Source organism: Caulobacter sp. FV1ye13L, from assembly GCF_058681155.1.
The window spans coordinates 1,164,842-1,189,010 of sequence record NZ_CM178732.1; the positions used below are offsets into that span (position 1 = coordinate 1,164,842).

29 protein-coding genes and 1 pseudogene are annotated in these 24,169 nt (G+C 67.2%); 18 read left to right on the plus strand and 12 right to left on the minus strand.

The features are described 5' to 3' along the window. Both hslV and hslU read left to right on the plus strand, forming a co-directional pair. Window positions 1–599, plus strand: a pseudogene (gene hslV, locus ACW176_RS05355) (ATP-dependent protease subunit HslV). Continuing rightward, the gene (hslU, locus tag ACW176_RS05360) at window positions 600–1,895 is read left to right on the plus strand and encodes an ATP-dependent protease ATPase subunit HslU (RefSeq protein WP_492111169.1); all 1,296 of its coding nucleotides are present in this window, start codon (window positions 600–602) and stop codon (window positions 1,893–1,895) included. A gap of 125 nt (window positions 1,896–2,020) precedes the next feature. On the opposite strand, the gene ACW176_RS05365 is transcribed toward hslU, so the two are convergent. Beyond that, window positions 2,021–2,890 (minus strand): methylated-DNA--[protein]-cysteine S-methyltransferase, encoded by an 870-nt coding sequence (locus tag ACW176_RS05365; RefSeq protein ID WP_492111876.1) that lies wholly within the window; start codon window positions 2,888–2,890, stop codon window positions 2,021–2,023. Between the two features lie 47 nt (window positions 2,891–2,937). Further along, window positions 2,938–3,444, minus strand: coding sequence for a DUF2244 domain-containing protein (locus ACW176_RS05370; RefSeq protein ID WP_492111170.1), 507 nt, complete (start codon window positions 3,442–3,444; stop codon window positions 2,938–2,940). A gap of 52 nt (window positions 3,445–3,496) precedes the next feature. Here ACW176_RS05370 and nth point away from each other — a divergent pair, with 52 nt between their 5' ends. Then, entirely contained in the window at window positions 3,497–4,204 is a 708-nt protein-coding gene (nth, locus tag ACW176_RS05375; protein WP_492111171.1) for an endonuclease III, read from the plus strand. Here nth and ACW176_RS05380 read toward each other — a convergent pair. Together ACW176_RS05380 and ACW176_RS05385 are read right to left on the minus strand one after the other, a co-directional pair. Further along, entirely contained in the window at window positions 4,201–4,905 is a 705-nt protein-coding gene (locus tag ACW176_RS05380) for a glutathione S-transferase N-terminal domain-containing protein (RefSeq protein ID WP_492111172.1), read from the minus strand. The two genes, nth and ACW176_RS05380, sit on opposite strands and share 4 nt — an antisense overlap. Before the next feature lie 48 nt (window positions 4,906–4,953). After that, window positions 4,954–5,820, minus strand: a complete 867-nt coding sequence (locus tag ACW176_RS05385; protein ID WP_492111173.1) for an ATP-grasp domain-containing protein — start codon at window positions 5,818–5,820, stop codon at window positions 4,954–4,956. Between the two features lie 126 nt (window positions 5,821–5,946). Between ACW176_RS05385 and ACW176_RS05390 the strand changes: the two genes are divergently transcribed. The 8 genes from ACW176_RS05390 (at window position 5,947) to ACW176_RS05425 (ending at window position 11,541) form a co-directional block, all read left to right on the plus strand. Further along, on the plus strand, window positions 5,947–6,936 hold the full coding sequence (locus tag ACW176_RS05390; protein WP_419319306.1) for an adenosine kinase: 990 nt from the start codon (window positions 5,947–5,949) through the stop codon (window positions 6,934–6,936). 8 nt (window positions 6,937–6,944) lie between these two features. After that, on the plus strand, window positions 6,945–7,535 hold the full coding sequence (gene hisB / locus ACW176_RS05395) for an imidazoleglycerol-phosphate dehydratase HisB (RefSeq protein ID WP_419253510.1): 591 nt from the start codon (window positions 6,945–6,947) through the stop codon (window positions 7,533–7,535). An 11-nt stretch (window positions 7,536–7,546) separates the two neighbouring features. Beyond that, window positions 7,547–8,188: an imidazole glycerol phosphate synthase subunit HisH gene (hisH, locus tag ACW176_RS05400; protein WP_492111174.1), complete on the plus strand. Its 642-nt coding sequence runs from the start codon at window positions 7,547–7,549 to the stop codon at window positions 8,186–8,188. Next, window positions 8,176–8,910, plus strand: a complete 735-nt coding sequence (gene hisA, locus ACW176_RS05405) for a 1-(5-phosphoribosyl)-5-[(5-phosphoribosylamino)methylideneamino]imidazole-4-carboxamide isomerase (RefSeq protein WP_492111175.1) — start codon at window positions 8,176–8,178, stop codon at window positions 8,908–8,910. The genes hisH and hisA overlap by 13 nt, the downstream gene beginning before the upstream one ends. Then, the gene (gene hisF / locus ACW176_RS05410; RefSeq protein WP_492111176.1) at window positions 8,910–9,692 is read left to right on the plus strand and encodes an imidazole glycerol phosphate synthase subunit HisF; all 783 of its coding nucleotides are present in this window, start codon (window positions 8,910–8,912) and stop codon (window positions 9,690–9,692) included. Before hisA ends, hisF begins: the two co-directional genes overlap by 1 nt. Further along, window positions 9,689–10,015 (plus strand): phosphoribosyl-ATP diphosphatase, encoded by a 327-nt coding sequence (locus tag ACW176_RS05415; protein ID WP_419319310.1) that lies wholly within the window; start codon window positions 9,689–9,691, stop codon window positions 10,013–10,015. The genes hisF and ACW176_RS05415 overlap by 4 nt, the downstream gene beginning before the upstream one ends. 207 nt (window positions 10,016–10,222) lie before the next feature. Beyond that, window positions 10,223–10,807 (plus strand): hypothetical protein, encoded by a 585-nt coding sequence (locus ACW176_RS05420; RefSeq protein WP_492111177.1) that lies wholly within the window; start codon window positions 10,223–10,225, stop codon window positions 10,805–10,807. After that, window positions 10,804–11,541 carry a cytochrome c3 family protein gene (locus ACW176_RS05425; protein WP_492111178.1) on the plus strand — a complete coding sequence of 246 codons (738 nt, stop codon included), beginning with the start codon at window positions 10,804–10,806 and terminating at the stop codon, window positions 11,539–11,541. The genes ACW176_RS05420 and ACW176_RS05425 overlap by 4 nt, the downstream gene beginning before the upstream one ends. A gap of 9 nt (window positions 11,542–11,550) precedes the next feature. Here ACW176_RS05425 and ACW176_RS05430 read toward each other — a convergent pair whose 3' ends face one another. Genes ACW176_RS05430 through timA form a run of 3 tightly spaced genes read right to left on the minus strand, consistent with a single transcriptional unit; the run spans window position 11,551 to window position 13,853 of the window. Continuing rightward, window positions 11,551–12,105, minus strand: a complete 555-nt coding sequence (locus ACW176_RS05430; protein ID WP_492111179.1) for a Smr/MutS family protein — start codon at window positions 12,103–12,105, stop codon at window positions 11,551–11,553. A 3-nt stretch (window positions 12,106–12,108) separates the two neighbouring features. Next, window positions 12,109–13,254: a murein transglycosylase A gene (mltA, locus tag ACW176_RS05435; RefSeq protein ID WP_492111180.1), complete on the minus strand. Its 1,146-nt coding sequence runs from the start codon at window positions 13,252–13,254 to the stop codon at window positions 12,109–12,111. Further along, the gene (timA, locus tag ACW176_RS05440) at window positions 13,254–13,853 is read right to left on the minus strand and encodes a TIM44-related membrane protein TimA (RefSeq protein WP_419319315.1); all 600 of its coding nucleotides are present in this window, start codon (window positions 13,851–13,853) and stop codon (window positions 13,254–13,256) included. The genes mltA and timA overlap by 1 nt, the downstream gene beginning before the upstream one ends. Window positions 13,854–14,014: 161 nt before the next feature. Between timA and secB the strand changes: the two genes are divergently transcribed. Then, window positions 14,015–14,509 carry a protein-export chaperone SecB gene (secB, locus tag ACW176_RS05445; protein ID WP_419319316.1) on the plus strand — a complete coding sequence of 165 codons (495 nt, stop codon included), beginning with the start codon at window positions 14,015–14,017 and terminating at the stop codon, window positions 14,507–14,509. 59 nt (window positions 14,510–14,568) lie between these two features. On the opposite strand, the gene ACW176_RS05450 is transcribed toward secB, so the two are convergent. Next, window positions 14,569–15,255, minus strand: a complete 687-nt coding sequence (locus ACW176_RS05450; RefSeq protein WP_035048857.1) for a response regulator transcription factor — start codon at window positions 15,253–15,255, stop codon at window positions 14,569–14,571. A 61-nt stretch (window positions 15,256–15,316) separates the two neighbouring features. Between ACW176_RS05450 and ACW176_RS05455 the strand changes: the two genes are divergently transcribed. Next, the gene (locus ACW176_RS05455; RefSeq protein WP_492111181.1) at window positions 15,317–15,823 is read left to right on the plus strand and encodes a L,D-transpeptidase family protein; all 507 of its coding nucleotides are present in this window, start codon (window positions 15,317–15,319) and stop codon (window positions 15,821–15,823) included. 7 nt (window positions 15,824–15,830) lie between these two features. Here ACW176_RS05455 and ACW176_RS05460 read toward each other — a convergent pair whose 3' ends face one another. Then, on the minus strand, window positions 15,831–16,211 hold the full coding sequence (locus ACW176_RS05460; RefSeq protein WP_492111182.1) for a YdeI/OmpD-associated family protein: 381 nt from the start codon (window positions 16,209–16,211) through the stop codon (window positions 15,831–15,833). After that, a complete protein-coding gene (locus tag ACW176_RS05465; RefSeq protein WP_492111183.1) occupies window positions 16,180–16,878 on the minus strand; it encodes a YggS family pyridoxal phosphate-dependent enzyme in 699 nt (232 codons plus the stop codon). Before ACW176_RS05465 ends, ACW176_RS05460 begins: the two co-directional genes overlap by 32 nt. A gap of 21 nt (window positions 16,879–16,899) precedes the next feature. Here ACW176_RS05465 and ACW176_RS05470 point away from each other — a divergent pair, with 21 nt between their 5' ends. Further along, window positions 16,900–17,511: a thiamine phosphate synthase gene (locus ACW176_RS05470; RefSeq protein WP_492111877.1), complete on the plus strand. Its 612-nt coding sequence runs from the start codon at window positions 16,900–16,902 to the stop codon at window positions 17,509–17,511. Here ACW176_RS05470 and ACW176_RS05475 read toward each other — a convergent pair. Then, entirely contained in the window at window positions 17,508–17,909 is a 402-nt protein-coding gene (locus ACW176_RS05475) for an NtrZ family periplasmic regulatory protein (protein WP_492111184.1), read from the minus strand. The two genes, ACW176_RS05470 and ACW176_RS05475, sit on opposite strands and share 4 nt — an antisense overlap. Before the next feature lie 258 nt (window positions 17,910–18,167). On the opposite strand from ACW176_RS05475, the gene ACW176_RS05480 reads away from it, so the two are divergent. From ACW176_RS05480 to holA, 4 genes are all read left to right on the plus strand, one after another. Further along, window positions 18,168–18,698 (plus strand): DUF3576 domain-containing protein, encoded by a 531-nt coding sequence (locus tag ACW176_RS05480; protein ID WP_492111878.1) that lies wholly within the window; start codon window positions 18,168–18,170, stop codon window positions 18,696–18,698. A gap of 139 nt (window positions 18,699–18,837) precedes the next feature. Further along, complete coding sequence (gene leuS, locus ACW176_RS05485) at window positions 18,838–21,429, plus strand: leucine--tRNA ligase (protein ID WP_492111185.1); 2,592 nt, start codon at window positions 18,838–18,840, stop codon at window positions 21,427–21,429. A 3-nt stretch (window positions 21,430–21,432) separates the two neighbouring features. After that, window positions 21,433–21,936 (plus strand): LPS assembly lipoprotein LptE, encoded by a 504-nt coding sequence (gene lptE / locus ACW176_RS05490; RefSeq protein WP_492111186.1) that lies wholly within the window; start codon window positions 21,433–21,435, stop codon window positions 21,934–21,936. Between the two features lie 24 nt (window positions 21,937–21,960). Next, window positions 21,961–23,013 (plus strand): DNA polymerase III subunit delta, encoded by a 1,053-nt coding sequence (gene holA, locus ACW176_RS05495; RefSeq protein WP_492111187.1) that lies wholly within the window; start codon window positions 21,961–21,963, stop codon window positions 23,011–23,013. A 213-nt stretch (window positions 23,014–23,226) separates the two neighbouring features. On the opposite strand, the gene ACW176_RS05500 is transcribed toward holA, so the two are convergent. Next, window positions 23,227–24,141: a ParB/RepB/Spo0J family partition protein gene (locus tag ACW176_RS05500; RefSeq protein ID WP_492111879.1), complete on the minus strand. Its 915-nt coding sequence runs from the start codon at window positions 24,139–24,141 to the stop codon at window positions 23,227–23,229. Window positions 24,142–24,169: the final 28 nt, after the last annotated feature.

Below are 24,169 nucleotides of genomic sequence, written 5' to 3' on the forward strand. Positions count from 1 at the left end.
TTGATCTCCGCAGTCAGCCTCGCCACATGCGAGACATGCAAAACAGCAATTCCTTCCCTGACTGGCACGGCACGACCATCCTGGCGGTGCGCAAGAACGGACAGACCGTGATCGCCGGAGACGGCCAGGTCTCCATGGGCCCAACCGTCGTCAAGGGCAACGCCCGCAAGGTGCGACGCCTGGCCGGCGGCAAGGTGGTGGCCGGCTTCGCCGGGGCCACGGCCGACGCCTTCACCCTGATCGAGCGGCTTGAAGCCAAGCTGGAACAGTATCCCGACCAACTGGCCCGGGCCTGCGTGGACCTGGCCAAGGACTGGCGCACCGACCGCTATCTGCGACGGCTGGAAGCCATGCTGCTGGTGGCCGACGCCACCGCCATCTACACGGTCACCGGCGTGGGCGACGTGCTGGAGCCGGGCGAAAGCGCCGGCGGCGGCTCGGTCGCGGCCATCGGCTCGGGCGGCAACTATGCCCTCGCGGCCGCCAAGGCCCTGATCGACCAGGATCTTTCGGCCGAAGAGATCGCCCGCAAGGCGATGGCGATCGCCGCCGAGATCTGTGTCTACACCAACGGCAATCTGACGGTTGAAAGCCTGTAAATGACCGAGTTCTCCCCCCGCGAAATCGTCTCCGAACTCGACCGCTATATCGTTGGCCATACCGAGGCCAAGAAGGCCGTCGCCGTGGCCCTGCGCAACCGCTGGCGGCGCCGCCGGGTGCCGGCCGACCTGCGCGACGAGGTGACGCCCAAGAACATCCTGCTGATCGGCCCCACGGGCGTGGGCAAGACCGAGATCGCCCGTCGCCTGGCCAGGCTGGCCCAGGCCCCGTTCCTGAAGGTGGAAGCCACCAAGTTCACCGAGGTCGGCTATGTCGGCCGCGACGTGGATCAGATCGTCCGTGACCTGGTCGAAAGCGCCCTGGGCATGGTCCGCGACAAGCGCCGGGCCGGGGTGCGGGCTCGCGCCGAGGCGGCGGCCGAGGAACGCATCCTCGACGCCCTGACCGGCCCCGGTTCGACCGCCGCCCGCGAAAGCTTCCGCAAGAAGCTGCGGGCCGGCGAGCTGGACGACAAGGAGGTCGAGCTGCAACTGGCCGACACCGGCGGCGGCGGGATGTTCGAGATTCCCGGTCAGCCCGGCGCCTCGGTGCTGAACCTGGCGGAGATGATGAAATCCTTCGGCGGCGGGCGCACAAAGACCCACAAGACCACAGTGGCCGCCGCCCATGCGCCGCTGATCGCCGAAGAGAGCGACAAGCTGCTGGATCAGGAGGCCCTAACCCAGGAGGCGGTGGATCTGGCCGAAAACCACGGCATCGTCTTCCTCGACGAGATCGACAAGGTGGCCTCGTCCTCACAGCGCGGCGGGGCCGATGTGTCGCGCGAAGGCGTGCAGCGCGACCTGCTGCCGCTGATCGAGGGCACGACCGTCTCGACCAAGTATGGCCCGGTGAAAACCGACCACATCCTGTTCATCGCCTCAGGCGCCTTCCACGTGGCCAAGCCCAGCGACCTGCTGCCCGAGCTTCAGGGCCGTCTGCCGATCCGGGTGGAGCTGAAAGGCCTGACCCGCGATGACCTGCGCCGGATCCTGACCGAACCGGAAGCCAATCTGATCCGCCAGCATCAGGCGCTGCTGCTGACCGAGGGCGTCACCGTGACCTTCACGCCCGACGCCATCGACGCCCTGGCCGACGCGGCGGTGGCGGTGAACAACTCGGTCGAGAACATCGGCGCGCGGCGGCTGCAGACCATCCTGGAAAAGGTGGTCGAGGAGATCAGCTTCTCGGCGGCCGATCGCTCCGGCGAGACGGTGACCATCGACGCGGCCTATGTGCAGGACAAGGTCGGGGCCCTGGCGGCCAATGCCGATCTGAGCCGGTTTATTCTGTAGTCGAAAGTCCTCTCCCAGAAGGGAGAGGTGTCGGCGCAGCCGACGGAGAGGGAAGTTCGGCCAACCGTCGGGGCCCTTCCCCCTCCGACCCTGCGGGCCGCCTCCCCCTTCTGGGGGAGGACCTTTCAGCCCGCCGTCTGAACCGCCTCCATGCCCAGCATCGCCGCCTTGCGCGCCAGGCCCCAGTGATAGCCGGTCAGCCGGCCGTCCTTAGCGATGGCGCGGTGGCACGGGATCAGCAGCGAGATCGGATTAGCCCCGATCGCGCCGCCGGTGGCCTGGTAGGCCCTGGGGTTGCCCGCCCACGAGGCCACCTGGCCATAGGTGCTGGTCTCGCCGACCGGGATGCGCAGCAGGGCCTTCCAGACCTGGATGTGGAACGGCGAGCCGATCAGCACGATCGGCAACGGCCCCTTTCCGCCGGTGAAGGCGTGGACGGCGGTCTGACCGGCGGCTTGGTCGTCGCGGACCCAGTCGGCGGCGGGAAAGCGGCGGTGCATGTCGGCATAGGTCGCTTCGTCGTCGCCGTCCGAGAAGGCCAGACCCGCGAGGCCGCGCTCGGCCATCACGAACAGGCCCCTGCCGAACGGCGTCGGCGACCAGCCATACCGCAGGGCCATACCAGACCCGCGACGGCGCACCTCGCCCGGCGTGGCGGCTTCCTGGGCGATGAACAGGTCGTGCAGGCGCGAAGGGCCCGAAAGCCCCGCGTCATAGGCCGCGTCGAGCACGCTGGCCCCGGCCTCCAGGGACTTGCGGGCCTCGGCGTGGGCGATGGCCGAGACGAAGGTCTTGGGACTGACCCCGGCCCAGCGCGTGAAGACCCGCTGGAAATGGAACGGCGACAGGCCGACGGCTTCGGCCGCCTCGTCCAGCGAAGGCCGCTCCTGCCAGCGCTCGGCCAACCAGTCCAGGGCGACGGCCATGCGGTGATAGTCCGCCGAGCGTTCGGACAGACGGGCGAAGGTTTCGGAAGGGTGCATGTCGAGAGCCATGGGGGCAGCGTAGGACGGCTCTCCTGCGGTGTCCGCCCGGTTCTTGCTCATGCCTGAGCGCCCGCCCCGCCCCCCGGCAAGGGATAGCGTTCGGCGCGAGCCTCGCGAATGGCGCGCCGCAGAGCGGCGGCGAATTCCACCCGTTCGGGCGGGCTGAGCGCTCGAGCCACGGTCAGGCGGCGGCGATAGATCCGCAGGCGAACCCGGGCCTCGTGCTCGCCTGGCTGATCGAGATCCACACCCGTGAAGGCGGTGGGCGAGGTCCAGACCACGCGGGCGCCCTTCTCGTCCTCACGGCTGACCGTGATCGACTGGGCGGTGACCCGCACCCGCTCCCTGCGTTCAGCCGCTTTGAAGCTGGCGTTGAGGGCCAACCAGATCGCCGCCACGTCCAGGCCCAGAAAAGGCAGCACCAGCGGCGCGCCCACCCCCAGCAGGAACACCGCGATCATCAGGTTGAAGGCGACGACGACGCCCAGCAACACGTGCAGCCCGCGCCGGCTGAGCGACCGGTTGGGCTTGATCAAGGCGTCCATGTAGAGCGGCGGGGCCATGACAAAGATTTAGGCGCGCGACACCGCCTTGGCGAGGGGTCCGCATCACGGCATGGTCATGGTGATGGCTCTTGTGAAAAAACCGGTCCGCAAACGCCCCGCCGCCAAGCGGGTCTCGCCGGCCGAGCGCGAGCGGGTCGCCGTGCTGTTCGACCGCTTCGAGAGCCTGGAGCTGCGGCCCAAGACCGAGCTGAACTACAACAACGCCTATGAGCTGGTCACCGCGGTGGCCCTGTCGGCCCAGGCCACCGACGTCCAGGTCAACAAGGCCACCGGACCTCTGTTTCAGGTCGCCGACAGCGCCGAGAAGATGCTCGAACTCGGCGAGGAAGGCCTGATCCGCTACATCGCCTCGATCGGTCTGTTCCGCACCAAGGCCAAAAACGTCATCGCCGCAGCCCACATCCTGATGGACCGCCACGGCGGCCTGGTGCCCCTGAACCGCGCCGACCTGGAAAGCCTGCCGGGCGTTGGCCGCAAGACCGCCAGCGTGGTGCTCAACGAGCTGGACATCGAGCCGGCCATCGCCGTCGACACCCACGTGTTCCGCGTCGCCCATCGCCTGAAGCTGTCGGCCGGCAAGACACCTGACGCGGTCGAGATGGACCTGATGCGGATCGTGCCCGGGCCCTATCAGACCCGGGCCCATCACTGGATGATCCTGCACGGCCGCTATGTGTGCGTGGCGCGCAAGCCCAGGTGCGAGATCTGCAAGATCCGCGATCTGTGTCCTTCGCGAGAGCTGTTCCTGGGAGCCTAGGACCGCGCCGGGATTTCCAGCCCACGCTGCACCGCCGGCCGCGCCAGACAGCGCTCCAGCCAGGCCGGAACGGACTTCAGGTCGGCATAGTCGACCAGCTGGCCAGCGTCGTAGTAGCCGACCAGATTGCGCACCATGCCCAGCAGGGCGATATCGGCGATCGTGAAATCGGCGCCCATCATGAAATCGCGGCCGTTCAGGCGTTGTTCCAGAACCCCCAGCAGCCGCTTGCTCTCGGCGACGTAGCGGTCGCGCGGTCGCTTGTCCTCATAGTCCTTGCCGGCGAACTTGTGGAAAAAGCCCAGTTGCCCGAACATCGGTCCCACAGCGCCGACCTGGAAAAACACCCACTGGATCGTCTGATAGCGAAGCGCGGGATCGGCAGGCAGCAGCTTGCCGGTCTTCTCGGCCAGATACAGCAGGATCGCGCCAGACTCGAACAGGGCCAACGCCTGGCCGCCCGGACCGTCGGGATCAATGATCGCCGGAATTTTGCCGTTGGGGTTCAGCGACAGATATTCGGGGATCCAGGTCTCGTTGGCGCCGATATCGATCAGGTGCGGCTCATACGGCAGGCCGATCTCTTCCAGCATGATCGACACCTTCACGCCGTTGGGCGTGGGCAGCGAATAGATCTGCAGGCGGTCCGGATGCCTGGCGGGCCAGCGGGTCGTGATCGGGAAGGCGGAAAGGTCGGGCATCAGCAACTCCTGCGGTTACGGCCTAGATAGGTCAGCCCTCGCGATCCGCTAGAGCCTGGCCATCACCGCCGCCGCGAACGCCGCGCCGTCGTCATGGGCATGCTCCAGGAACAGGTCGGGCTCTATGACCTCCAGCTCCATCAGTTGCGGGGTATGGTCCAGGCCCCGGATCAGATCGATGCGGGCATAGGTCAGGGGCAGGCTGGCCGCCTCCAGCACCATATGCGCCGCATGCAGGGCCTCGGGCTCGGGCGCAACGCCGGAAATCTGGCCGCCGAACTGCGGCTGGACCCGGAAGTCGCCGCCGGTCGCCACCTTGGAGACGGCGTGGCTGAACGCCCCGTCGAAAAAGAACAGCGACAACTCGCCCTCTTCGGCCACCGCCGGCAGGAAAGGCTGGATCAGGGCCGCGCCGGGCGGGCCACCTTCCAGCGTGCCGTGGCGCTTGAACCGGACGGTGTCCTGCGACCCCCCGGAAATCTGCGGCTTGACCACCACCTCATCGACGCCGAACGCATCGAAGGCCGCGGCCAGGGCTTCGGGGGTCAGCCGGTCATGGGCGTGGGTGGGGACCACCGGCGCGCCCTTGGCTTCCAGTTCGATCAGATAGGTCTTGGTGGTGTTCCAGCGCAGGGTCGGGACGGGATTGATCACCGGCAAGCCCGCCGCCTCCATGGCGTCCAGCTGGGAAAACCACTCGGGCTGACGCAGGTGATAGCCCCAGGCCAGCAAGGGCAGGACCAGCCGGGCAGAGTCCGGATCCACCGGATCGGTCCACGGCTGGCGGGTCACCGTCAGGCCATGGGCCCGCAGCGGCGCGGCAAGCCGCTCGAACAACCGCACGCCGGCGGCGGCATAGGCGGTGTTTTCTGAAGAGGGCGCCAGGATCAGGATATCAGCGGTCGTCGAAGTCATGCCCATGCGGTTAGAATGACGCACGTCCTACGGCAAGCCTCGCGTTGCCTTGACCGCACGCTTCCTTTACTTGCCGCCCCTTAGACGCTTTTCGCGCCCTGCACTTTCAAAGGCTTGCCGATCTCCATGACCGCTCTCTACGACGTCGCCGCCATCGGGAACGCCATCGTCGACGTCATCGCCCAGTGCGACGACGCCTTCCTCGCGCGCGAGGGCCTGGTGAAGGGCTCGATGGCCCTGATCGACGTGGCGCGCGCCTCCAGCCTTTATGACGTCATGGCGTCGGGCATCGAGGCTTCTGGCGGTTCAGCGGGCAATACCGTCGCCGGCGTCGCCAGCTTCGGCGGTCGAGGCGCCTTTATCGGCAAGGTCGCCGACGACCAGCTGGGCCGCGTCTTCACCCACGACATGCGCGCCATCGGCGCCACCTTCACCACGCCGCCCCTGGCCGAAGGCCCCGCGACGGCCCAGAGCCTGATCAATGTCACCGCCGACGCCCAGCGCACGATGAGCACCTATCTGGGCGCCTGCGTCGAGCTGACCAGCGCCGATGTCGACCCGGCCATCATCGAAGCCGCCAAATATTCCTATCTCGAAGGCTATCTGTTCGACCCGCCCGAAGCCCGCCGCGCCTTCGCCAAGGCCGCCGCCCTGGCGCACGGCTCCAGCCGCCAGATCGCCATCACGCTTTCCGACAGCTTCGTGGTCGAGCGCCATCGCGCCGCCCTGCTGGGCTTCGTCGAAACCCAGTGCGACATCGTCTTCGCCAACGCCTCTGAAGTCTGCGCGATGTTCGAGACCGACGATTTCGACGCCGCCGTAAAGGCCCTGTCTGAGCGCGTCACGATCGCCGCCGTCACCCGCAGCGAACACGGCTCGGTCGTGGTAGCGGGCGGGCAGGTTCACGAAATCTCGGCCTATCCCGTGGAAAAAGTCGTGGACACCACGGGCGCGGGCGACCAATACGCGGCGGGTTTCCTCTATGGCCTCTCCCAGGGCCGCCCACTGCCGGTCTGCGGCCAGCTGGGCTCCCTGGCCGCCGCCGAGGTAATCGCCCACTACGGTCCGCGCCCGCAGGTCAGCCTGCGGGACCTCGCGGCCCAAAACGGACTCTAAGGAAGACCATGGCCCGCACCGCTGAAGTGGTCCGCGAGACGAAGGAGACCCAGATCCGGGTCTGGATCGATCTCGACGGGACCGGCGTCTCGACGATCTCCACCGGCATTGGTTTCTACGACCATATGCTGGAGAGCTTCGCGCGCCATGGCGGCTTCGACCTGAAGGTCGAGACCAAGGGCGACCTGCACATCGACATGCACCACACGGTGGAAGACACCGGCATCGTGCTGGGCCTGGCCGTGAACAAGGCGCTGGAAGGCTTCAAGGGCATCCGCCGCTTCGGCCACGCCTATATCCCGATGGACGAGACCCTGACGCGCTGCGCCATCGACCTGTCCAACCGGCCCTATCTGATCTGGAAGGTCGATTTCAAGCGGCCCAAGGTCGGCGAGATGGACACCGAGCTCTTCAAGGAGTTCCACCACGCCTTCGCCATGAACTGCGGGGCCTGCGTGCATCTGGAAACCTTGTACGGCGACAACACCCACCACGTCGCCGAAAGCGGGTTCAAGGCCCTGGCCCGGGCGCTGCGTCAGGCGGTCGAGATCGACCCCAAGACCGGCGGCCAGGCTCCCTCCACCAAGGGCGTGCTGTAGGAAACTCTCCCATGCAGACCGTCGCCCTGATCGATTACGGGTCGGGCAACCTGCGTTCGGCTCAAAAGGCCCTGCGTGAGGCGGCCCGTCGCCGGGGGATCGCCGCTGACATCGTTGTCACCGCCGATCCCGATATTGTCGCCAACGCCGACCGCGTGGTTCTGCCTGGCGTGGGGGCGTTCGCCTCGTGCCGCGCCGGCCTGGACGCCTCGGGCGTCTATGAGGCCATGAACACCGCCGTCCACGGCAAGGGCGCGCCCTTCCTGGGCATCTGCGTGGGCCACCAGTTGCTGGCCACGCGCGGCCTGGAATTCGGCGTCACGCCGGGCCTGGACTGGATCGCCGGAGAGGTCAGGAAACTGGCGCCCAGCGACCCCGGCCTGACCATTCCGCACATGGGCTGGAACGCGATCAAACTGACGCGTGATCACCCATTGTTTTCGGGCGTCGCCGACGGCGCCCACATGTACTACGCCAACTCCTTCGCCCTGACGCCGACCGATCCGGCCGACGTTCTGGCGACCACAGACCACGGCGGCCCGTTCACGGCGGCGGTGGTCAAGGACAATGTCGCAGGGGTACAGTTCCACCCCGAGAAATCTCAAGCTGCAGGGCTATCCCTGCTCGCCAACTTCCTGGAATGGCGCCCATGATCCTCTATCCCGCCATCGACCTGAAGGACGGCCAGTGCGTGCGTCTGCTGCACGGCGACATGGAGAAGGCCACGGTCTTCAATACCTCGCCCGCCGATCAGGCCGAACGCTTCGTCAAGGACGGCTTCTCGTGGCTGCACGTGGTCGACCTGAACGGGGCCATCGAGGGCAAGTCGGTCAATACGGCCGCCGTGCAGTCGATCCTGGAATCGATCTCGATCCCCGTGCAGCTGGGCGGCGGCATCCGCACCCTGGAAGGCATCGAGGCCTGGATCGAGGCCGGCGTCAGCCGGGTGATCCTGGGCACCGTCGCCGTGCATGATCCCGAACTGGTCAAGAAGGCCGCGCGCCTGTGGCCCGAACAGATCGCCGTGGCCGTCGACGTGCGCGACGGCAAGGTGGCGATCGACGGCTGGACGGGCCTTTCCGAACTGTCCGCCATCGACCTGTCGCGCCGCTTCGAGGACGCCGGCGTGGCGGCCCTGATCATCACCGACATCAGCCGCGACGGCGCCCTGACCGGCGTCAATGTCGAGGGCGTAGGCGAACTGGCCGACGCCGTCTCGATCCCGGTCATCGCCTCGGGCGGCGTCGCCGCCGTGGCCGATATCGAGCGCCTGAAGGCCCGCAAGGGCGTCAGGATCGCCGGGGCCATCCTGGGCCGCTCGCTCTATGCCGGCACCATCCAGCCGGCCGAAGCCCTGACGGTGGCGGCGGCCTGATGCTGAAGACCCGGATCATTCCCTGCCTCGACGTGAAGGACGGGCGGGTGGTCAAGGGCGTCAATTTTGTGGCCCTGCGCGACGCCGGCGACCCGGTCGAGCAGGCCCGCGCCTATGACGCGGCCGGGGCCGACGAGCTGATGTTCCTCGACATCACCGCCTCCAGCGAAGGCCGCGGCCTGATCCTGGACGTGATCTCCCGCACCGCCGAGGTCTGTTTCATGCCGGTTTCGGTCGGCGGCGGTGTGCGCGAGGTGGCCGACATGCGCCGTCTGCTGCTGGCCGGGGCCGACAAGGTCTCGACCAATACGGCTGCCGTCGAAAACCCTGACCTGATCGCCGCCGGCGCAGATGCTTTCGGGGCCCAGTGCGTGGTCGTCGCTATCGACGCCAAGCTGCGCGAAGACGGTTCGGGCTGGAACGTCTGGACCTATGGCGGTCGCAAGGACACTGGTCTGGACGTCGTCGACTGGGCCGCCAAGGTGGTCGAACGCGGCGCGGGCGAGATCCTGCTGACCTCGATGGACCGCGACGGCGCCAAGATCGGCTATGACATCCCCCTGCTGAAGGCCGTGACCGGCGCGGTTTCGGTGCCCGTGATCGCTTCGGGCGGAGCCGGCAAGACCGAGCATCTGGTCGAAGCCGCCCGCGACGGCCACGCCGCCGCCGTTCTGGCCGCCTCGATCTTCCACTTTGGCGAAATCAGCATCGGCGAGGCCAAGCGGGCCATGGCCGAAGCCGGCATTCCCGTGCGCCTGGACGACCTGCAGGGCGCGGCATGAGCCGGCTGTTCGAAACCCTTGAGCGCCTGGCCGCCACCATCGACAGCCGCAAGGGCGGCGATCCGGCCGCCTCCTACACCGCCAGGCTGCTGGCCGATCCCAAGCTGGCCGCCAAAAAGCTGGGCGAGGAAGCCGTCGAGACGGTGATCGCCGCCGTCGCCCAGGGACCGGACGAGCTCGCCAGCGAAAGCGCCGACCTGCTGTATCACTGGCTGGTTCTGCTGGCGGCTTCAGGGGTGTCGCTCGACGCGGTGGCCGACAAGCTGGCGGCGCGTGAGGGAACTTCCGGGATCGCCGAAAAGGCTTCGCGCCAAACCCCATAGCTTCAGCGTCGCGATCACGCCCTGTCGCCGGCTTGATCCAGCGCAATGCCGTCTCTCCGCACTCTGGGAACGGTATCGCAAGGCAGCGCCGAAAGCGGCGCTATGAGGCCGCCATGCGAGACTTGAACCGACCGGCGTTCATCCCCGGCGCGGCCGTCATCCGCCGGATTCCGAAACCTTCCCCGGGCCCAGGCCGAGGCTGAGCCCTTGTCCGCAAAGCCGGAACTCCTGCTGCGTGAAGTCCTGCCGTTTTTCCTGGGACTGGCGGCCCTCCTCCTCGCAACCCTTCTGATTGACGCCCTGTTGCACTTGGTCGATGCGGTGTGGATCGGCCGGTATCTGGGGATACCGGGCGTCCTGCTGATCCTGGTCTCGTTGAGACATTCGCTGCGCAAGCGGGGCATCCTCAAGACCGGCGACCCCGTGCGTCTGCTGCGCCTGCACGAAGGGCTGGCCTGGGCGGGGTCCTTGCTGGTGCTTGTCCATGCCGGCATCCACTTCAACGCCGTCCTGGCGTGGCTGGCCGTGGTCGCCATGCTGATCAACATCGCCAGCGGCCTGACCGGAAAGTACCTGCTCCGCCGCGCCCAAACCCGGCTCAAGGCGGCGCGAATGGAACTGAAGGCCGAGGGGGTTTCCGACCTCGAGGTCAGCGCGCGACTTCACAACGACAGCCTGGCCGTCGATGTGATGAGAACCTGGCGCAAGGTGCATCTGCCGATCGCCCTGGTCTTCGCCACCCTCGCCCTGGCGCATATCAGCGCCATTTTTATCCTGTGGGGCTGGAAATGACGCCGCGATGGGTCTGGATCAGCATCGGTGTCGGTCTGGCCGCGATCATCGCCCTGATCTTCGTTTTCCCGCACCAGATGGTGAGCCCCGGCGACCTCAAACCCGCCCATGCGGCCCTGCAACAGAACTGCTTTGCCTGTCATGCGCCCCTGGCCGGCGCATCGGCCGAGCGCTGCGTGGCCTGCCACGCGGTCGCCGACATCGGCCGGCGCACGACCCTGGGGGCGCTGATCAAGCGCCCCGTGTCACGGCCGCCTTTTCATCAGACCCTGATCTCGCAGGACTGTATGGCCTGTCACACCGATCACCCAAGGCCCCGGCTGACGCGCAATCTTGCCCGTCCGTTTGACCATGACCTGTTGCAGCCCCAGGCGCGGGCCGCCTGTTCAACCTGCCATAGCGCGCCCCGCACCGATTTTCATCGCGGCGTGGCCTTACCCTGCAGCCAGTGCCACGGCGTCCAGGCCTGGAAACCCGCCACCTTTGATCACAGCCGCTACTTCAAGCTGGCGGGCCCTCATGACGCGCCCTGTTCGACCTGTCATGTCGGCGGGAACCTGCAGACCTTCACCTGTTTTGGCTGCCATGCCCACCAGCCCGGGCAGATCGAGGCCGAGCATCGGGAAGAAGGCATCCGCAACATCCAGAACTGTGTGCGTTGCCACCGCAGCGCCGACGGAGAGTCCGGCGAAGGTGGTGTCGAGGGCGGTCAAGGTGGTGAGCGAGAAAACTGAGCGCGCGCCCTAGGTCCGCCGCTTCAGCGCCACGTATAGCGCCCCCTCGCCCCCGTGCCGCTGGTCAGCTTGCGAGACCCCGGCGATCATCTCGCGCAGGGCTGGTGAGGCCAGCCATTCCGGCGCGCGCTTCTTCAGCACGCCATGGCCGATCTTGCCCTTGCCGGTGATGATCAGCACGGCGCGATGCCCGTCGGCATAGGCGCGACGGATGAAGCCCTCCAGGGCCGGACGAGCCTGCTCCTGGTCGAAGCCGTGCATGTCCAGCCGCGCGCCGATCGGATCGTGTTCCTTGATCAGGCGCTTGCGGCGATTGGGCTCGATATGGCCGGGCGCCGACTTCGGGGTCCGGACCGGGGCGGGCCGGATCTCGGCCGGATCGATGCGCAGCGGCGCGATCGAGGCCAGATGCGTGGGCTGAACCTTCGCGGCCTTGGGAGCCTTGACCGGCCTGATCTTGACCTTGGCCCGCATCTTCAACGGCTTGTCGCCCGGCAGCGCGTGCACGGTATCGGCCACCATGCCCCACAGGCGCAGTTCTTCCGGTCGCGGCGGCCGTTTCATGGCTCAGGACTTCGGTATCGGAACCAGGCGGTACATCCGCAGGTCGTGGCGCACGCGGCCCGCCTCGACGCCGGCGCTGGAGCCGCTGCCGGTATAGAGATCGGCGCGAACCTCGCCCTTGATCGCGCCGCCCACGTCCAGCGCCACCGCCAGGCGGCGATAGGCGGGGAAGGCGCCGGCCAGCTTGGGCGCCGCAGCGTCCAGCCAGTACAGGCCGCCCATCGCGTGGCGGCTGGGATCGACGGCGATGGCCCGGCCCGCCGGCAGGGGTATGCCGGCCGAGCCCACGGCTTCCTTGCCGTCGTCTTCCGACAGCTTGAAGAAGATGTAGCGCGGGTTCAGCTGCATGATCTCGTCAGCCTTGGGCCCGCGATTGTCGGCCAGCCAGGTGCGGATCGCATCGCCCGAGGTGTTGTTGTCGGTCAGCAGACCCCGATCGCGCATGGCCGTGGCGATGCCGACGAAGGGCTTGCCGTTGCCGCCGGCGAAAGCGGCCCGCAGGCGGCGACCATCGGGCATGACCAGGATGCCCGAGCCTTGGATCTGCAGGAAGAACAGCTCTTCAGGGCGCATCCAGGCCAGGGGCTTGTCAGCGGGCGAGGCCTCGATGGCCTTGCGGTCCGGATAGGGCTCGAACTTGCCGGCCTTGACCCGGCCGGTGACCTTCTTGCCGGCGAAGCTGGGCTCGAAGGCGCCCAGGTCCAGCATCACCAGATCGGAGGGCACGCCGCGCACCGGAGCGCTGAACTCGTCGGAACGCGACATCTGCGCATCGTATTTCGGGGCGAAATAGGCGGTCAGCAGGCCCTGGTCGCCCACGGCCTGGGGCCGGAAATTGGCTTCCAGGAACAGGCGGGCGCCCCCTTCGTCGCGCGGGCCATCCGTACGGGCCAGGCGGCAGACACGGGCCATCTCCTGGTCGCGGGCCACGCCGCAGCTGGCGCGGAAGGCGTCCAGGGCGGCAAGGTGATCTTCCTCGGACCAGCCGGCCAGGGTGTTGAACCCCAGAACCGGAGCGCTGGGAGTCTCTGGAACGGTCGGGCTGACCGGCGGGGCGATCGGGCCGGTCGCGATCGGCGGCGGCGTGGTGGTCGTACAGGCCGCCAGGGTCAGCGAAGCCAGGACGGCGATCAGGCCAAGGCGCGACATCAGGCTTCGGCGGCTGCGACGTGGACCAGGGTCCAGTTGGGATTGGCCGACTTCAGGTCGCGCTCGAAGGTCCACAGCTCGGCGGTGCGGCGGTCATCGACGGCTTCACCCTCGGCGCTGGTGGTGCGGGCGCGCACCTCGGCCAGGATGCGCACCGTAGCGCGGGCGGTGTCGCCGACGACGGCGACATTGTCGAGGTCGACGCGCGGCGGCGTCATGATCTCGACCTTTTCCGACCGGCCTTCGCCTTCGCGCGCCACGATGGCCGCCTCGAAATTGGCCATGACGTCGTCGGCCAGCAGCGGCTTGAGCGTTTCGCGGTCGCCGGCGGCGAACGCCGTGACGATCATCTCATAGGCCGAGCGGGCCCCGCTCAGAAAATGGCTGGTGTTGAAGTCGGGCTGGCGCGCGCGCAGAGCGGCGACGCCCTCCAGTGGGCCCGCGACCATGGCTTCGGCGGGACCGGCCGGGGCCGGAACCGTCTTGGCCAGGGCGGGCGCGTCCTCGGGCTGACGCCCGACGCGACGCCCAAGCGTGGCGTAGAGCTGGTAGAGAACGACAGCGGCAATAACCGCGAGAACGAGAATTTGAATTAGCACTTGGGTATCCGCGTCTGCGTCGACAGGCTGGTCGCCCTGTCTATATAGGCGAGGCGAGCTCTCCCGTCAGGCGCCTGGCGTTGCACCAGGGCCCTCCGCGTGTTAGCAGCGCCGCTCTCTCCTAGCGGCCTTTCTAGCGGCCGAGTACGGATTTATTCCTAATGACCGACACGACCGCCGCCCCCGAGGGCGCCCAGGACGATAACGCGGCCGCTCAATCGGGCATCCGCATCATGGCCCAGTTCATCCGCGACTTCTCGTTCGAGAGCCCGCTGGCGCCTGACAGCCTCCGTTCGGGCACGGCTCAGCCGGCCATCGACATGGGCGTTGAAATGAACGCCCGCGGTCGCACCGACGGCCTTTTCGAGGTGGACCTGAAGCTTTCGGCCCGCGCCACCCGCGACGACCAGCCGGTGTTCCATGTGGAAGTCGTCTATGGCGGCCTGTTCCACATCGCCGGCGTGGCGGAAGCGGCCCTGGAAGAAGTGCTGCTGATCGAGTGCCCGCGCTTCCTGTTCCCGTTCGCCCGCCGGGTGATCGCCGACATCACCAGCGAAGGCGGCTTCCCGCCCTTCCTGATCGACCCGATCGACTTCGGCGGCGTCTATGCCGCCCGCAAGGCCCAGGCCGAGAGCGTGGTGATCGGCAACGCCTAAGGCGTTTTCGATCCGATAGATTTGAGAAACCCCGGCCGCATCGCTGCGCCGGGGTTTTTTTACGGCTGCAGCCGATACCCGCCCATTTCGGTGATCAGGATCTTGGCCATGGCCGGATCGGGCTCGATCTTCTGGCGCAGGCGATAGACGTGGGTTTCCAGAGTGTGGGTGGTGACCCCGGCGTTGTAGCCCCAGACCTCGGTCAGCAGCTCCTCGCGCGACACCGGCTTGGAGCCGGCGCGGTAGAGGTATTTCAGGATGTTGGTTTCCTTCTCGGTCAACCGCACCTTTTTCTGCTTTTCGTCGACCAGAAGCTTCGCTGACGGGCGGAACTCGTAGGGACCGATGCGGAACAGGGCGTCTTCCGAGGCCTCGTAGCTGCGCAGCTGAGCGCGGATGCGGGCCAGCAGCACGCCAAAGCGGAAGGGCTTGGTCACATAGTCGTTGGCGCCCGATTCCAGGCCCAGAATGGTGTCGCTGTCGCTGGCGGCCGCTGTCAGCATGATCACCGGGGCCATCACCCCGTTCTTGCGCATCAGCCGGCAGGCCTCGCGGCCGTCCATGTCGGGCAAATCAACGTCCAGCAGGACGAGATCCGGCTTGATCTCGCGCGCCATGCGCACGCCCTCGCCGGCCGTGGCCGCCTCGGCCACCGCGAACTCTTCGTGCAGGGCGAGCTGTTCGGCCAGCGCGCCGCGCAGGTCGTCATCGTCGTCGATCAGCAGAAGGGTCTTGCGTTGCGCCATGGGCCGGAACATGCACCGGTGCGGCCCCTGGCGACAACCCTTGGGAGCGGAGAAGCCGACAATGATCTTCAGGGCCCGCCCCGACGGCCAGATTGACGTCAACGGACGCACCGTCCGATGCGCCCTGGGCAAGGCCGGCGTCATCGCCGCCGCCGACAAGCGCGAGGGCGATAACAGGAGCCCCGTGGGCGTCTGGATCATCCGGCGCGTGCTCTATCGCCCCGATGTCTATCCGAACGGTCCAACCACCGCCCTGCCCGTCGAGGCGATGGCCCCTGACGACGGCTGGTGCGACGCGCCGGGCGACCCGGCCTATAATCGCCCGGTCAAGCTGCCCTACCCCGCCAGCGCCGAGCGGCTGTGGCGAGACGACCCTGTCTATGACCTGGTCGGGATCCTGGCTCACAATGACGATCCGCCTGTCCCAGGGATGGGCTCGGCGATCTTCCTGCACCTGGCGCGGGAGGACTATTCGGGCACCGAAGGCTGCGTGGCCCTGGAGCGCGGGGATCTTGAGGCCTTGCTGGCGATGGCCAAGCCCGGCGACGCGATCGAGATCGCGCCCTAGACCCGGCCTACAAACCGCTCTTGGCCTTCCCATCGATCAGGACGGCCTGCTGCCAACGGCTCGGCGCCTTGTCGGTGCGATGGATACAACCCGCCCAGCAACAGGGCCGTTTCTTGCCCTCCAACAGTTCCTCGCGGGTTCGCTGGATGCGGCGCTGGCGGGTTGCGGACTGCTTGGCGTCATCGACCCAGCAAATAAATTCATTTCGCCCAAGCGGCGTCAGGCTTTCCCAAAGTCCAAGAACGGTCGGATCCGATTGCACCGCTGCCTGGAGGTCTTCACCGGCTTGGTGGACAGTCCCCTGGGCAAAAGCGTTCATCGCGAAACCTTGCTGCAACAACGTCGACGGATGGGCGTCAATTCCTGCCTGCGGAAGCGGGAATTGCAAGGTCCGCAGCCCCCCGTGTCCCAAAGATCGCCGATCCCACCCGCACCGAGGTCGCGCCCTGGGCGATGGCGATCTCGAAGTCGTCGCTCATGCCCATCGACAGCCTTTCGACGCCGTTTCGCCCGGCGATCTGCCGCAGGGCCGCGAAATGCGGAGCCGGATCGTCTTCTGCGGGCGGGATGCACATCAGCCCCTCGAGGGTCAGGCCCAGTTCGCGGCACAGGGCGATAAAATCATCGGCCTCGGCGGGCGCCACGCCGGCCTTCTGCGGCTCTTCCCCGATGTTGACCTGGACATAGAGGCGGATCGCCTTGCCCTGCCGTTTGATCTCGTCAGCCAGGGCCCTGGCCAGCTTCTCGCGATCCACCGTCTCGATCACGTCGAAGAAGCCCACCGCATCGCGCACCTTGTTGGTCTGCAGCGGCCCGATCAGATGCAACTCGACCCCGTCGCGATGCGGCGTCCAGCGCTCCATCGCCTCCTGGACGCGATTTTCCCCGAACACCCGCTGGTCAGCGGCCAGAACCGGGGCGATATGGTCCCAGGGCTGGGTCTTGGACACCGCCACCAGCGTGACCGAGCCCGGCGCGCGGCCGGCCGCGATCTCGGCGGCGGCGATACGGGTGCGAATAGAGGCCAATGCGCTGTCTTGGGGGGCGTCGGGCATGCAGGAGATCGCTTGAAACCGATGGATGAGCTGGAAGCCCTGTCTAGGACGGCCATGACCTTCGCGCCAAGGACGGCGCGCGGAATCGTCCTGCCCAGCCTGCTTTTCTTCACGGACCCGGCGCGGGCTCCAGACCCCGAAGCCGTCGCCGAACGCCTGCCGCGCGGCGCGGGGGTGGTGTTTAGGGCCTTCGGCGCGGCGGACGCTGTGGCCCAGGGACTGCGCCTGCGCGCCATAGCCGACCGCTGCGGCCTGGTTCTGCTGGCCGGCGCGGACGAGGCTCTGGCCCGGTCCATTGGCGCCGATGGCCTGCATCTCCCGCAAAGAACCAGAGAGACCGCGTCGCTTCTGCGCGCAAGGCAGCCGGACTGGTTGATCACGATCGCGGCTCACGACCGCGAGGCCGTCATGGCCGCCAGCGCTCTAGGAGCCGACGCCCTGGTCGTGTCGCCGGTCTTTGAGAGCAACAGCCCGTCAGCGGGAACGCCGCTGGGTGTCGAGGGCCTGAGCGCTCTGGTCTCAGCGACGGACACGTCGGTTTACGCCCTGGGCGGAATCCGGGCGGCAACCGTGGAAAGCTTGAAAAATACGGGGATCGTCGGCCTGGGGGCCGTGGAAGCGTTCTTGTCCTAAAACTTGAACGCGGTTTCCAGGCGAACGCGGGGCGCGGGCTCGACCGGCTCGGCCTTGCGGGCGGCCAAGGCCGGGTTGTTGTCGCCCAAAGCGACGGCGCCGCCGACGCGAATGGACGGCGTAAGCTTGAAATAGGCACCGGCTTCGACGTCCTTCAGCTCCATCTCACGACCGACGGGCTGGTCGAGGCCAAGCTTGAGGCCCCATTTGCCCTTCTTGGCGTCCCACTGCAGGGTCTTCTTGGAGTCCCGGGGGCTGAACACGCCCTTGGGATTGCTGGTGAAGTCGCTTTTGACCGTAAAATCAGGCGTGGCGGAGCGCGTCTTGATCTGAGCGTGAGCGATCGTCGCCGATCCCGTGAGGATCAGCGCGGCGGCGCTTGCCGTAAAAAAACGCATCGCGGTCATCGCTACTCGTTACCTGTCCCAAACCCCACGTCCTCCCATGTAGGAGGTCGCGCCCTTATTATCGATTAAAGGCTTGGGTAGAACGTGGTCAACCGGCGTTTGGTCGCATGATACCGCTGTAGTCGCGATTCAGACGGCGCCTGTGGCGGACCGGTCACGCGATTCCTGTTTTGAGGCAGCGCGGCCATGCTATAGACCGGCCTCCGGCTGCGGGGGCGCGCCACAGTGCGCGATCGCGCCGGCGAGATATTGGAGCGAGGTACTATGGCGTTTGAGCGTGGGTCGGTTTTGCGCGGCGTCGCCGCTGGCGTACTGGCGCTGTCGGTTTTGGGCGTATCCGCCTGCGGCAGCACCAAGGGTCCCAAGGTTTTCTCCACCGTCTCGGATGACGGCGGCGGCTTCAATCCCTTCAAGGGCATGGGCGGCGGCGGCAAGGCCCCGGCCAGCGAAGGCTCGATCGGCGTTAACGGCTATCTGTGGCGGGCCACGCTCGACACCCTGGCGTTCATGCCCCTGGCCTCGGCCGACCCTTACGGCGGCGTGATCGTCACCGACTGGTACGTGAACCCGGAAAAGCCTGACGAGCGCTTTAAGGCGACCGTCTACATCCTCGACACCCGCCTGCGCGCCGACGGCCTGAACGTCAACGTGTTCAAGCAGTCCAAGGACGCGGCCGGAGGCTGGACCGATACGCCCACCGCCGACCAGACGGCGACCGACATTGAGAACGCGATCCTGACCCGCGCGCGTCAGCTTCGGCTTTCGAACATCAAGGGCTAAGCCCCGGCGGGTCTTCGTCGTTCGCGGCGAAGACCCCGACCGCCGCACTTTCAGCGCGCTCCGGCCGCGAAACCGCATATATGTCTCGCGGACGCGCCTTTTGGGGCGCCCTTCCGCCTAATCTAGACATCTGGTTTCCATGGCCCGCTACAATCCCAAAGACACCGAGCCCAAATGGCGCAGCGCCTGGGCCAAAGCCGACGTCTTCAAGACGGCGGACATCTCGGATGGGCGGCCGAAATACTATGTGCTCGAGATGTTCCCGTATCCATCCGGGCGCATCCACATGGGCCATGTGCGCAACTACGCCATGGGCGACGTCGTGGCCCGCTACAAGCGCGCCCAGGGCTTCTCGGTGCTGCACCCGATGGGCTGGGACGCCTTTGGCATGCCGGCCGAGAACGCCGCCATGGAGCGCGGCGTCCACCCCAAGGGCTGGACCTACGACAACATCGCCGCCATGCGCGAGCAGCTGAAGGCCCTGGGCCTGTCGATCGACTGGTCGCGTGAGTTCGCCACCTGTGACCCCGAATATTACGGCAAGCAGCAGGCCTGGTTCCTGAAGCTGCTGAAGCGCGGCCTGGTCTATCGCAAGGAAGCCTCGGTCAACTGGGATCCGGTCGACATGACCGTCCTGGCCAATGAGCAGGTCATCGACGGCAAGGGCTGGCGCTCGGGCGCGCCGGTCGAAAAGCGCAAGCTGACCCAGTGGTTCCTGCGCATCACCGACTATGCCGACGCCCTGATCGACGGCCTGAAAACCCTGGATCGCTGGCCTGAAAAGGTCCGCATCATGCAGGAGAACTGGATCGGCCGGTCCAAGGGCCTGCGCTTCACCTTCAAGTTCGCAGGCGAGGCTCCTGAGGGCCATGACGCCGGGCTGGAGGTCTACACCACCCGTCCCGACACCCTGTTCGGCGCCAGCTTCGTGGGGATCGCCCCCGAGCATCCGCTGGCCGAGCAACTGGCGGCCGGCAATCCCGAGCTGCAGGCCTTCATCGCCGAGTGCCGCAAGGGCGGCACCTCGGAGGCCGATATCGAGGGCGCCGAGAAGCTGGGCCGCGACACCGGCCTGCGCGTCGTCCACCCGCTGGACCCGACCATCACCCTGCCCGTCTGGATCGCCAACTTCATCCTGATGGACTACGGCACCGGCGCGATCTTCGCCTGCCCGGCCCACGACCAGCGCGACCTGGACTTCGCCCGCAAGTACGACCTGCCGGTTTTGCCGGTGGTTCTGCCGCCCGGCGAGGATCCGGCGACCTTCACAGTCGGCAAGGAGGCCTATGTCGGCCCCGGTTCGATCTACAAGTCGGACTTCCTGGACGGGATGGACATCGAGTCCGCCAAGTCCGAGGTGGTCGCCCGCATCGAGGCCCAGGACCAGGGCCAGGGCGCGACGGTCTATCGCCTGCGCGACTGGGGCGTCAGCCGCCAGCGCTACTGGGGCTGCCCGATCCCGATCATCCACTGCGAGGCCTGCGGTCCCGTGCCGGTGCCGGAAGACCAGCTGCCGGTGGTGCTGCCCGACGACGTCACTTTCGAGGCCGACAAGCCGGGCAATCCGCTGGTGCGTCACCCGACCTGGAAGCACACGACCTGTCCGTCGTGCGGGGCCGCGGCCCAGCGCGAGACCGACACGCTGGACACCTTCATGGACAGCTCGTGGTACTTCGCGCGCTTCGCCAATCCCGACGCGGCCGAGTGCATCGACAAGGCCTCGGCCGATCACTGGATGCCGGTCGACCAGTATATCGGCGGCGTCGAGCATGCGATCCTGCACCTGCTGTACGCCCGCTTCATCACCCGCGCCCTGAAGGACGAGGGCCTGCTGTCGGTCGAAGAGCCGTTCGCGGGCCTGTTCACGCAGGGCATGGTCACCCACGAGGCCTACAAGAACGTCGCCGGCGAGTGGGTTGAGCCCTCCGACGTCGTCATCACGGCGGAAGGTAACAGCCGCACCGCCAAGCACGCCGTGACGGGCGAGCCGATCTCCATCGGCGACATCGAAAAGATGTCGAAGTCGAAGAAGAACGTCGTCGCGCCCGAAGACATCTTCGAGGCTTACGGCGTCGACGCCGCGCGCCTGTTCGTGATGAGCGACAGCCCGCCTGAGCGCGACGTGCAGTGGACCAATTCCGGCGTCGAAGGCTCCTGGCGCTTCACCCACCGCCTGTGGAACGAGTTCGACAGCCAGCCGGCCGGCGATTTCGCCCATGACGCCGGCGACGAGGCCGCCGTGGCCCTGCGCAAGTCGGCTCACAAGCTGATCGGCTTCGTCACCGACAGCATCGACGGCTTCCGCTTCAACAGCGGTGTGGCGCGCCTGTACGAGTTCCTGAACGCCCTGAAGGCCGCTCCGGCAGAGGGAGCCTCACAATCTGTGCTGGCGGCCCGGAAGGAGGCCCTGCACATCCTGGCGCGCCTGGTCGCCCCGTTCACGCCTCACCTGGCCGAGGAAGCCTGGGCCAGCCTGGGCGGCGAAGGTCTGGTGGTCGACGCGCCCTGGCCCAAGGCCGACCCGGCCCTGGCCGCCGACGACGAACGCGTGCTGCCGATCCAGATCAACGGCAAGCGTCGCGGCGAGATCAAGGTCAAGGCTGGTCTTTCGGAAGCCGAAGTCGAAAAGATCGCGCTGGCCGATCCGGCCGTTCTGGCCCACCTTGAGGGGGTCACGGTCCGCAAGGTGATCGTGGTCAAGGACCGTATCGTCAACATCGTGGCCAACTGACCGATGAAACGCATTTTCCTGGTTGGCGCGCTCGCCGTCTCCACCCTCGGCCTCTCGGCCTGCGGGTTCACGCCGCTCTACGCGACGCCTGGCGTCACGCCGGGCCTGGCCTCGATCGAGACGGTCGCCCCCGATGGCCGCGCCGGCTTCCTGCTGCGCGAGCAACTGGATGACGCCTTTGTCCATAGTGGCGATGCGCCCTCGGCCTATCGCCTGACCCTGGCGATCAACGAGCAGCGCTATGCGCGCGGCGTGCGCGTCGACAATGTCGCCAACCGCTACGAGCTGCGGATGGTGGTCAACTGGCGCCTGCTGGACGGCAAGACCGGCGCCGAGGTCCGCAAAGGCCGCAGCGAGGCCGCCGTGACCTACGACTCGGCCGACCAGCCCTATGCCGCCATCGCCGCCCAGAACGACGGCCAGGAACGCGCCGCCGTCGAGGTGGCCCGCAACATCCAGCTGGATCTCGCCGCCTGGATGGCCGGCGGCCGCAAGGCCAAGACCTGACGCTGCTGCTGAAGGCCTGACGCCATGATCCTGTCCAAGCGGCCGGACGTCGAACGCTTCCTGAAGGATCCGGCCCCGGAGATCCGCGCCGTCGTGATCTATGGCAAGGATCGCGGCGTCGTGCGCGATCGCGCCGACCAGCTGGCCAAGCGCCTGTTCGCGCGGCCCGATGATCCCTTCGACACCGCCCAGCTGACCGAAAGCGACGTCGAGTCCCACCCCGGCAAGCTGGAAGAAGAGCTTTCCGCCCTGTCGATGATGGGTGGCCGGCGCCTGGTGCGCCTGCGGCTGACCGGCGAAAAGGCCGGACCCGACAAGGCCACGGCCGAGGCGTTGACGCGCCATGTCGACGGCCAGCTCAATCCAGAAGCCCTGTTCATCGTCGAGGCCGGGGCCCTGGGCCGCGACTCGACCCTGCGCAAGGTCGGCGAGAAGGCCAGCGGCTGCGCCGTCATCCCTTGCTACGAGGATGAAGCCGGCGACATGGCCCGCCTGGCCCGCGAGACGCTGGCCAAGGACAAGGTCAGCCTCAACAGCGAAGCCCTCGACCTGTTTGTTTCACGACTGCCCAAGGAACGCGGCGTGGCGCGGATGGAGATCGAGCGCCTGATCCTGTTCCTGGGCCCTGGCAGCGGCGTCAACGCCACGGCGGCCGACCTGACCGACTTCCTGGGCGTCGAGCCAGAGGCCTCGCTGGGCGACGCCGCCATCGACGCCTTTGGCGGCCGGCTCGCCGCCGCCCAGGCCGGCCTGCGTCGTGCGGCGGCGGAAGGTGAAGGCGGACCGGCTGCGGTGCGGGCCATGGGCTATCACCTGGGCCGCCTGCGCCGCACCCTGACCCTGCACAAGAACGGCATCGACCTGACGGCGGCCGCCAAGGCCTCCGGCGTGTTCTGGAAACAGGAGCGCGAGTTCCTGCGTCAGGCCCGCGCCTGGACCCTGGAGCTGCTGCTCGACATCCAGGGCGAAATCCTCAACGCCGACCGGGCGTGCAAGACCTCCGGCTCGCCCGACCAGCTGATTTCCGAGCGCCTGGCCCTGATGATCGCAGGTCGCGCGCGCCGACTGGGTCTTTAGGCCGAAAACCCCGAAATCAGGGCGTTTGCTCGCCTGTGGACGACTTTCGGGAAAGCCTTGTCGAACAGGGCTTTACGCGGATTATCATCAAATCCGGCCTCGTCTCACGAAAACGGCGCCTCCCCGAGTACGGAAAGGCGCCGTTCTGTGCGCGACAGAGGCTGTTGAAAAGTGTGAGTTCACACCCTTCGAAACTACATTGCGTGCGGTCGGTCAGACTCCGCGCGTGAGCCGGTTGCAGAGGTCGTCCAGCTGCTCGAGCGTCGCATAGCGGATAGAAAGCTGGCCGGCGCCGTCGCGATGATCGATGACCACGTCGAGGCCCAGCACTGATGACAGGTCGGACTCCAGGGCCTGGGTGTCGGTGTCCTTGACCTTGGCCGGGCGGCCACCCTTGTTCTTGGACGGACGGGCGTCGGGCGTCTTGCGGGCCAGGGCTTCAGTGTCGCGAACCGACAGGCCCCTGCCGATGATTTCGCGCGCCAGGGCGGCGGGGTCCTCGGCGGCGGCGATGGCGCGGGCATGACCGGCCGACAGCTCGCCGCTGACCAGGTGTTCCTGCACTTCGTCAGGTAGGGCCAGCAGTCGCATGGTGTTGGCGACATGGCTGCGGCTCTTGCCGATGGTCTGGGCGATGTTCTCCTGAGTGCGGTCGAACTTGTCCATCAGCATGCGATAGGACAACGCCTCTTCCAGGATATTGAGATCCGAGCGCTGGACGTTTTCGATGATGCCGATCTCGAGGACGGCCAGGTCATCCAGTTCGCGAACCAGGATCGGCACGCTGCGCAGGCCCGCCCGCTGGGCCGCACGCCAGCGGCGCTCGCCGGCGACGATCTGATATTCGCCTTCGGCGCCCGGCGCCGGACGGACCAGGATCGGCTGCAGGATGCCCTTCTCGCGGATCGAATTGGACAGCTCGACCAGATCATCCTCGCGGAAGGTGCGCCGCGGCTGGTCTGGATTTCGGCGCAGCAGCTCGATGGGGGCCTCGTTGGCCCCGCCCAGCCGTTCGCCCGGCGCCTGAGCCGGCGCGGCGTCGACCTCGCCCAGCAGGGCGGAAAGACCGCGACCCAAACCCCTACGCCCTTCGGCCATACCCGGCTCTCCCACCACGACGGACTCCATCTTCAAGCTCGTATCGACGACTGTTACT